The organism is Candidatus Neomarinimicrobiota bacterium, from assembly GCA_012964825.1.
In the GTDB taxonomy this organism is placed as follows: Bacteria; Fidelibacterota; Marinisomatia; order Marinisomatales; family S15-B10; genus UBA2125.
The window spans coordinates 1-7,511 of record DTTI01000061.1; the positions used below are offsets into that span (position 1 = coordinate 1).

The window sequence follows — 7,511 nt, forward strand, 5'->3', positions numbered from 1 at the left end:
CCCCCTGCTCCCAAAGCAGGTGCGCTACCGGGCTGCGCCACACCCCGCGACTGTTAAGACAATTTAGTTATTAGTAGTGTATTTGATACCGCATCCCAGAGCCTTAGTAGAAGCCGTGTTTATCTTTTCGCCAGCAACCATAGCGTTAATGGCATCCATCAGGTAGGGATTCTCTACCTTTTTTGGCCTTCTGGCATTGTCATCGATGGCACCGCGGTAGACCAGCGTACCTTTATTGTTGAAAAGGTAAATGTGAGGTGTACGGGTGGCACCGAATGCGGAAGCCAGTTTCGACTCCTTGTCCAGAGTGTAGTAGAAATCATACTTTGCTTTCTTGGCTCGAGACTGCATGTCATTCATGCCGTCGCCTTTATTCCGGCTTCCCTGATTGGGATTTATGGCGATCATGCCCACATCTTTTTTCTGGGACAACTTTGAGACCGAAATATACCGGTCTTCCCAGGCGTCTACCCAGGGGCAGGTATTGCAGGAGAAAACAACCAGCAGGCCGTTCTCACCCATGGCGTCTTTCAGACTCACATTTTTTCCGCTTACATCGGCCATTTTTATTTCCGCCAAAGGCATTTCGGAACCGAGGTCCAGCTCGCCTGCCACGGCAGCGGTCAAAAGCATTAATGGAAGTATCCATATCAAGGATTTTTTCATGATTTTACTCCTTCGTTAATTGCTTTATTAAATGCTTCAACAAATCTTGCTTCAGACTTTTTTGCTTCCCAGGAATCTACAACATTTCCTGAATTCTTACCGTATACGATGGTAAAGGGCAGGGCCCCGGACCAATCTTTGTGGATACCATCAATAAATTCATTATCGGTCTGATTTTTAATGAAAGAAAGTCCTTTTACCCCCTGCTTCTTAAGAAATTCCTTCGCCCTCTCTTTTTCGTCCAACCAATCAGCTGAAACGAACAACACAACGGCCACGTCAGCATATTTTTTGGAAAGTTCTACGACCATGGGAAACTCCTCTACACAGGGGCCACACCAAGTGGCCCAGTAGTTTACCAACACAGCCTTTTCTCCCTTATGCTCAGCCACGGCGGTTAGGATATCTCCTGCAGTGGCTTCCTGGAGATCTATAGATGACCGGGAACAGGAAAAAGAAAAAAAGAAGAGAAAAAAGATTCCTGTCCGCTTCAACAGTTTATACAGTTTCATTGGTCAACTCTCTTTTTATGATATAGCCGGTCATACGGTCCGGGCAGTCGAGGCATCGTTCAACTTCACGGGCTAGGCTTTTTAGATCCAGGCCGAGGAAATGGTCCTCGCGCAGGGCGATCTTTGACCATCCTTTCTTGAGATTTCCTCTTGATCCCCGTTCCTTTTTCAAAAAGAGGCAGTGTAATCCTGCGGCGATCTGAATAAGTCCCCGGAGAAGGATCTCCCAGTCATCTTCAGGCTCGTCGCCCAGTTCCTGCCAAATCTCCTCCCACGATTCGTGGGCATCCCAGTAGTGACCGGTGTTGAAAAGATCAATACCATATTGGAATCGAACCTCGTTTTCTGCCGAAAGTTCCGGCTCAACGAACGTGAGCCGTTCGGCTGTTTTCCGCTTTCGCGGTGCCACTAGTTCTCGACTGTTTCCGTTTCGGCTTCGGCCGGAGGCGGTTCTTCAATGAGCCCCTGGGCCATGAGTGTCCACTGGCTCCTGTCGGGCGTGCGGCCGAGCTCCATTCTGTAGAGCTTACCAGTGGCCGTGTCCATCATGTAGTGCCAATGGGTCCGGTCGATACTGAAAGACTGCAGTTGAAACCGACCAGCCGTGGTGCTTCTGGACATCTCATCTCGGAGGAACTGTTCCAGCTGGCCCATATAGACCTTGATGGAATCATCCTGAGGACTTGCCGTAGCGGTCACCACGATAAAGCAAGCCGTCAGCATAGCACCGGTGAGGAGTCCCCATGCGTAACGTTTCATTTCATCTCTCCTTAGTTAGATTTTTGACTAACGTGATCGTTCATATTCTTCCATCCTTCTGACGAAATCGTCTTCGTCCGTCGCCTGAAGGAGTGGACTCATTTCAATATTTTCTTCCATGGAAATCTTCTGCACCGGGCCGTAATCGTGACCGGGGTAGATGGAGGTGTTACCAGGAAGGGTCAGCAGCTTCCCGGATATAGAACGGTAAAGCTGCCGGGTATCGCTGCCCGCGCCGATGGTCCGTCCTGTCCGGCCCACAAAAATGGTGTCACCACTGAAAAGGGAGTCTTCTACGTGGAAGCAGGTGCTGTCCTGCGTGTGGCCCGGTGTGTGGATGGCAGTAGCGGTGAGACCACCGATCTGAACGGTGTCACCATGGGAGAGGGCCTGTTCATTCTGCCACCGGCCGGAGCCGCCCATGACGCACACTTCAGCGTTTGGATAAGCGGATGCATATTCCTCCAGATGGGCAGTGTGGTCAAAATGGGTATGTGTCACCAAAAATTTTGACGGGGTGAGACCGTTCTCATTAATAGTGGACTTAAGGTTGCTTAGCGGGATCGCCGCATCGACGATAGCGGCATCCTCAGAGGCGCCATCGGAAAAAAGGTAGGTGAGATTCTCGTCAAATCCACCCTCGAATGTCCAGATCTTCATGGGCTTGTCCTATGTCGAATATTGAGAAAATGTACGATGATGTCCAGTGCAAGTGAATTAATTTCTTTTAGGGTTTGGTTAACAGGTTTGGAAGCTAAAAGTGCCATGACAGATCAAAAGGAAATCCTTGGAAAAATACTTGCCCCTCTGGCAGAAGAAGGAATAGATATATCCGGCATCGACCTGGGCGACATGAAGCTGGACCGGGAAGCGGCACTGGCTCTCCAGCGGGAAGTACGCATGATGGTGATGCGGGGCCAGCACACTACCGTTGATCTGGACGGCGTGGCCATTCCGCTGAGCTCGGAAGAGATCAATACATTGCTGAAAGAGATACTTATTCCATATCAGAAATCGGGAGAAGCAAAATGAGAACATCAGGTGTTTTTATGTTGCTAGCGGGGGTTGTCATAATTGCTTTTTATATTATTTACGAACTCCTGAAAATAATAGTTTTTATTCCAAGTAAGATGAGGATCGCCGTGGCCCTTATCGTGGTGGGCGGACTGCTGGTGCTGGCAAGCATGATAAAGGAGAGAGTTTCTGATTCCAAAGGTGAGTCTTTTAAAGGAGTAAGGTCATGATTCTAACTACATCTTCGACAATTCCCGGTCATGCCATAACCGAATCAAAAGGATTGGTGAAAGGCAGTACCATCCGTGCCAGGCATGTGGGAAAAGATATTGTTGCTTCACTCCGGACCGTCATAGGAGGTGAGATCAAGGAGTATACGGAGATGATGGCTGAGTCCCGGGAAGAGGCTCAGCAGCGGATGATTGAGCGGGCCGAAGAGATGGGAGCTAATGCCATTACAGACATACGGTTTACCACCTCCATGGTCATGTCCAATACTTCAGAGATACTGGCCTATGGAACTGCGGTTATGGCTGTCGGAAGCTGAACGGCCAGTAGTTCACGACTTCTTCATTTTTTCTACGGCCGCCTTGATCTTGGCCTGGCTTTCCGGCGTTTTCCACTGTCGGATGAATTCATCTGTCGAGTCGCCCCCTTTTTCAAACATTTCCAGTGCCGGCGCGTTTAGATTTTTCTTCAGCCGCTGAAAGGGGGCAAGGGAGTCCGCCAAGGAGGTTGACATTTTTAGCGCCTCTGTTTCGGCATCATTATTGATCTCGTTAAGTATACCGAGCGCAACCGCTTCTTCCGGTGAGTAGAATTGGCTGAGAGAGGTCACTTCAAACTGGCGATTGGCCGGGACACATCTCCGGACAGCTACCAGGGCAATGGCGGGGAGGTCGAGGCCCAGGGCCAGTTCATTCAGTCCCATTTTATAGTCACCTGGTACGCCGATACGGTGGTCACACGACATGGCCAGGAGGCACCCGCCGGCCACAGCGTGACCATCCACAACGGCCACAACGGGGCCTGGGAAGGTCATAATGCTCATAAAGGCACGGCCCAAAGTTTCGATAACGTTCCAGGCATTGTCATCGTTCCCTTCCGTGAGACTCACAATATTCAGACCGGCGCTGAAAAAGCGACCATTACCCGTGAGGACCGCGCCGTCGAAGTTGTCATCTGGAATGAAGGCTTCGGCCACGGCAGTGAGAAACGGCAGATCCATGGCGTTGGCGGGACCGTGGTTCATGCGGAGGACTTTGATCCTTCCTTCAATGGTTGAGTCTATCATCAGTTTGTCTCCCTCGTCATTTCAAAACAATTTGATGTGGCTGGACACCCTCGTATTTTCCGTTATCTTTCCCGGCTTTTCAACGGGTAATTACAAATGATGAATTTTCACCAGTCCGCCCTCGATGCCGCACACCTGATCAAAAGTTTTGTCCGGGAAACGCCTGTGGAACACTCTCACTGGCTCAGTGAGGAGACAGGTGCCCACGTCTGGTTCAAGTGCGAGAACCTGCAGCACACCGGCTCTTTCAAGTTTCGAGGTGCAGTAAACAAACTGCTTTCTCTTTCGGACGAGGAAAGATCTTCCGGAGTAGTGTCCGCCTCCACAGGGAATCACGGCGCAGCCGTGGCCCGTGCAGCATCCCTGCTGGAAACAAAGTGTACCATTTTTGTGCCTGAAAACGCCTCTCCCGCCAAGCTTAAAGCCATTAAGGCTTACGGTGCAAAAATAGTAAAAGAAGGGGATGATTGTTTGGTGGCGGAAACAGCAGGGCGCCTTTATGCTTCAGAAAATGGAGTGGCTTATGTGTCTCCTTATAACGATCCTGAAATCGTGGCGGGGCAGGGGACGGTGGGGGTAGAGCTCATAAAACAGTTGCCGGATGTAGAAGCCCTTTTCGTCTCTCTGGGCGGCGGGGGACTCATCTCCGGCATGGCCGGTGCCATGAAAGGCGAAAAAAATGTGACTGTAGTGGCTTGCTCACCAGAGAATTCGCCTGTCATGCACAAGTCCGTAGAAGCGGGAAGAATACTGGATATGGAGTCGAAACCCACCCTGTCAGATGGCACCGCCGGCGGTGTGGAGGAGGGGGCCATCACTTTTGAGCTTTGCCGTGAACTTGTGGACGATTATGTTCTCATTACGGAGCGTGAGATTGCAGAGTCGTTTGGGGCATTTATGAAAAACCACAACATGCTAATCGAAGGGTCCGCCGCTATGGCCATTGCCGGGTTTCTGAAACAGAAAGACCGGTGGTCCGGCAAGCAGGTGGCAATCGTGCTGTGTGGTGCCAACATTAGCACAAAGACGCTGAAAGAACTTTTGTGAAAACCTATTCTCTGGATCAGATCAAGTCAGTCTTGGAGGGAGTGGACCTTATGCCACTTATTGAGGAAGGGTTTGTGGCTTACTCCGATGGGCGATCCGTAGTCCCGCCGGTGGGGGAACTGGTGTTCAAAGATCCGCCCGGCGATGTCCACATCAAGTACGGCTACATCCAAGGGGACGAATATTACTGCATCAAGATCGCTTCTGGCTTTTACCAGAACGAGAAATTGGGGCTCCCCGGTGGCAGCGGCATGATGCTACTTTTCAGGCAAAAAACGGGGGAGCCGGTCTGCGTACTTCACGATGAAGCGTTTCTTACGGATGTTCGTACGGCGGTGGCGGGAGCCATTTCGGCGAAACAGCTTGGACCGGAGGAAGTGACCGCCATTGGTGTCATTGGTACGGGTATCCAGGCGAGACTGCAGGTTGAATATTTGGACGGCGTGGTAGAGTGCAAGGAGGTGGCGGTGTGGGGCCGCACACCTGAAAAGGTGGCACTTTATAAAAGCGATATGACGTCCAAAGGTTACACCGTTACCATTTGTGATTCACCAGCGGAGGTGGCTCAGCAGAGCAATCTTATTGTTACCACCACACCGGCTACCCAACCGCTGCTTAGCGCTACTGACATTTCTCACGGTACACACATCACCGCCATGGGGTCTGACACCCACGAAAAGCGGGAACTGGATGGTGCCATTCTGGCCAATGCGGATCTGGTAGTGGCGGACAGTATTCCACAGTGCCGGGAGCGGGGAGAGATCGCATGGTGCCTGCGGGAAGGGACTGTTTCGGAAGGAGAGTTGGTGGAGTTAGGGAGTATCATTAGCGGCAAGTCACCAGGCAGGACCTCCGGTGATCAGATCACCGTGGCAGATCTAACAGGTGTAGCTGTTCAGGACATCCAAATTGCAACGGCAGTTTATGAGGCCTTGGAAAATTGAAAACCGTAAAAGGAGAATCAGATGAAATTCAAAACATTTGAACTTGAGCGGAACATGTCAGTCTGGGAACACGCTGTGGATTACAACCTTTCGGAGAGTGGGGTCCATCCTCTGACACTTAATGATGTTTTGACGCCGGAAGAGCTGGAAGAGGTGTCTCGTATGGTGCTCTACTACACTGAAGCCAACGGGACTGCCGGTCTCCGGGAGGTGGTGGCGGCCATGTACCCCGGCTCTACTCCCGATCATGTTCTTATCACCAACGGCTCAGCTGAGGCCAATTTTCTTTGCACTATGACACTCCTAGAGCCGGGAGATGAGCTGATCTACATGGTACCTAACTACCTTCAGATCGGAACCCTGGCCAGCAGTATTGGTGTAGAGGTGAAAGAGATCCGGTTAAGACCGGAACTGAACTGGCAGATGGATCTGGATGAACTGAGCTCCCTTGTGACGACAAAGACCAAAATGATCGCAGTCTGCACGCCCAACAATCCCACAGGTGCCATCATGTCCACTGAGGCTATGGCGGGAGTTCGACGGATTGCTGATGAGTACGACCTTTATCTTCTCTCTGATGAGGTGTACCGTGGTGCAGAACTGTCCGGCGTAGAGTCACCCACCGTCTATTCGGGGCGTAAAAAAGATATAGTCAACTCAGGGCTCTCAAAGGCGTATCGCCTTCCAGGTTTGCGGCTTGGTTGGTCTGTTACCGATCCCGACACCATCTGGGAACTGTGGAAGCTTCATGACTATACCACCATCTCAGTGGGGTTGATCAGTGATACTGTGGCCACCAAGGTGCTCCAACCGGACAGGCGGAAGGAACTTCTGGCCGGGACACACCAGTTTCTTAAGACCAATCTCGCCATCCTCACGGACTGGATTGAAAGCCAGGACGGTCTGTTTTCATTTACACCACCGGAAGCGGCAGCCATCGCTTTTCCCGAGTATCATCTGGATGTTCCCTCCATTGAGCTGATTGAGAAGATCCGAGATGAGAAAAGTGTTCTCATCATGCCGGGGAAATGGTTCGGTGTGGAGAACCATGTACGGATCGGTTACGGCACAACGCCGGATCTCCTCAATAAAGGTCTTGCCCTTATGGAAGAGACATTCAACAGCATGCGTGAGCCGGTGTCGGCGTAAACCCTGTTTTCACCCTTTAATTGTTGCCGTCTTTGAGCGGCGGTAAATTACATATTGGCCCCGGTAGCTCAACCGGATAGAGCAACGGCCTTCTAAGCCGTAGGTTACTGGTTCGAGTCCAGTCCG

At 51.2% G+C, this 7,511-nt stretch carries 12 protein-coding genes and 1 tRNA gene; 7 read left to right on the forward strand and 6 right to left on the reverse strand.

Features of this window, described 5'->3' with window-relative positions; all coding sequences use genetic code 11:
* Positions 1-63: 63 nt before the first annotated feature.
* From EYO21_06035 to EYO21_06055, 5 genes are read right to left on the reverse strand one after another with little or no spacing between them, the layout of a single operon-like run.
* A complete protein-coding gene (locus tag EYO21_06035) occupies positions 64-666 on the reverse strand; it encodes a redoxin domain-containing protein (protein HIB03368.1) in 603 nt (200 codons plus the stop codon).
* Positions 663-1,178, reverse strand: coding sequence for a TlpA family protein disulfide reductase (locus tag EYO21_06040; protein ID HIB03369.1), 516 nt, complete (start codon positions 1,176-1,178; stop codon positions 663-665). The genes EYO21_06035 and EYO21_06040 overlap by 4 nt, the downstream gene beginning before the upstream one ends.
* A complete protein-coding gene (locus EYO21_06045; protein ID HIB03370.1) occupies positions 1,165-1,587 on the reverse strand; it encodes a DUF309 domain-containing protein in 423 nt (140 codons plus the stop codon). The genes EYO21_06040 and EYO21_06045 overlap by 14 nt, the downstream gene beginning before the upstream one ends.
* Positions 1,587-1,937: a hypothetical protein gene (locus EYO21_06050; GenBank protein HIB03371.1), complete on the reverse strand. Its 351-nt coding sequence runs from the start codon at positions 1,935-1,937 to the stop codon at positions 1,587-1,589. Before EYO21_06050 ends, EYO21_06045 begins: the two co-directional genes overlap by 1 nt.
* Before the next feature lie 27 nt (positions 1,938-1,964).
* On the reverse strand, positions 1,965-2,597 hold the full coding sequence (locus tag EYO21_06055) for an MBL fold metallo-hydrolase (protein ID HIB03372.1): 633 nt from the start codon (positions 2,595-2,597) through the stop codon (positions 1,965-1,967).
* Between the two features lie 87 nt (positions 2,598-2,684).
* On the opposite strand from EYO21_06055, the gene EYO21_06060 reads away from it, so the two are divergent.
* Genes EYO21_06060 through EYO21_06070 form a run of 3 tightly spaced genes read left to right on the forward strand, consistent with a single transcriptional unit; the run spans position 2,685 to position 3,498 of the window.
* Entirely contained in the window at positions 2,685-2,969 is a 285-nt protein-coding gene (locus tag EYO21_06060; GenBank protein ID HIB03373.1) for a hypothetical protein, read from the forward strand.
* A complete protein-coding gene (locus EYO21_06065; protein ID HIB03374.1) occupies positions 2,966-3,181 on the forward strand; it encodes a hypothetical protein in 216 nt (71 codons plus the stop codon). Before EYO21_06060 ends, EYO21_06065 begins: the two co-directional genes overlap by 4 nt.
* Positions 3,178-3,498, forward strand: coding sequence for a YbjQ family protein (locus EYO21_06070; GenBank protein HIB03375.1), 321 nt, complete (start codon positions 3,178-3,180; stop codon positions 3,496-3,498). Before EYO21_06065 ends, EYO21_06070 begins: the two co-directional genes overlap by 4 nt.
* Positions 3,499-3,510: 12 nt before the next feature.
* Here EYO21_06070 and EYO21_06075 read toward each other — a convergent pair whose 3' ends face one another.
* Complete coding sequence (locus EYO21_06075) at positions 3,511-4,245, reverse strand: enoyl-CoA hydratase/isomerase family protein (protein ID HIB03376.1); 735 nt, start codon at positions 4,243-4,245, stop codon at positions 3,511-3,513.
* A gap of 96 nt (positions 4,246-4,341) precedes the next feature.
* Between EYO21_06075 and EYO21_06080 the strand changes: the two genes are divergently transcribed.
* From EYO21_06080 to EYO21_06095, 4 genes are all read left to right on the forward strand, one after another.
* Entirely contained in the window at positions 4,342-5,292 is a 951-nt protein-coding gene (locus EYO21_06080) for a threonine/serine dehydratase (GenBank protein ID HIB03377.1), read from the forward strand.
* 50 nt (positions 5,293-5,342) lie between these two features.
* The gene (locus tag EYO21_06085; protein HIB03378.1) at positions 5,343-6,236 is read left to right on the forward strand and encodes an ornithine cyclodeaminase family protein; all 894 of its coding nucleotides are present in this window, start codon (positions 5,343-5,345) and stop codon (positions 6,234-6,236) included.
* Between the two features lie 21 nt (positions 6,237-6,257).
* On the forward strand, positions 6,258-7,385 hold the full coding sequence (locus EYO21_06090) for an aminotransferase class I/II-fold pyridoxal phosphate-dependent enzyme (GenBank protein ID HIB03379.1): 1,128 nt from the start codon (positions 6,258-6,260) through the stop codon (positions 7,383-7,385).
* Between the two features lie 61 nt (positions 7,386-7,446).
* A tRNA-Arg gene (locus EYO21_06095) sits at positions 7,447-7,511 on the forward strand.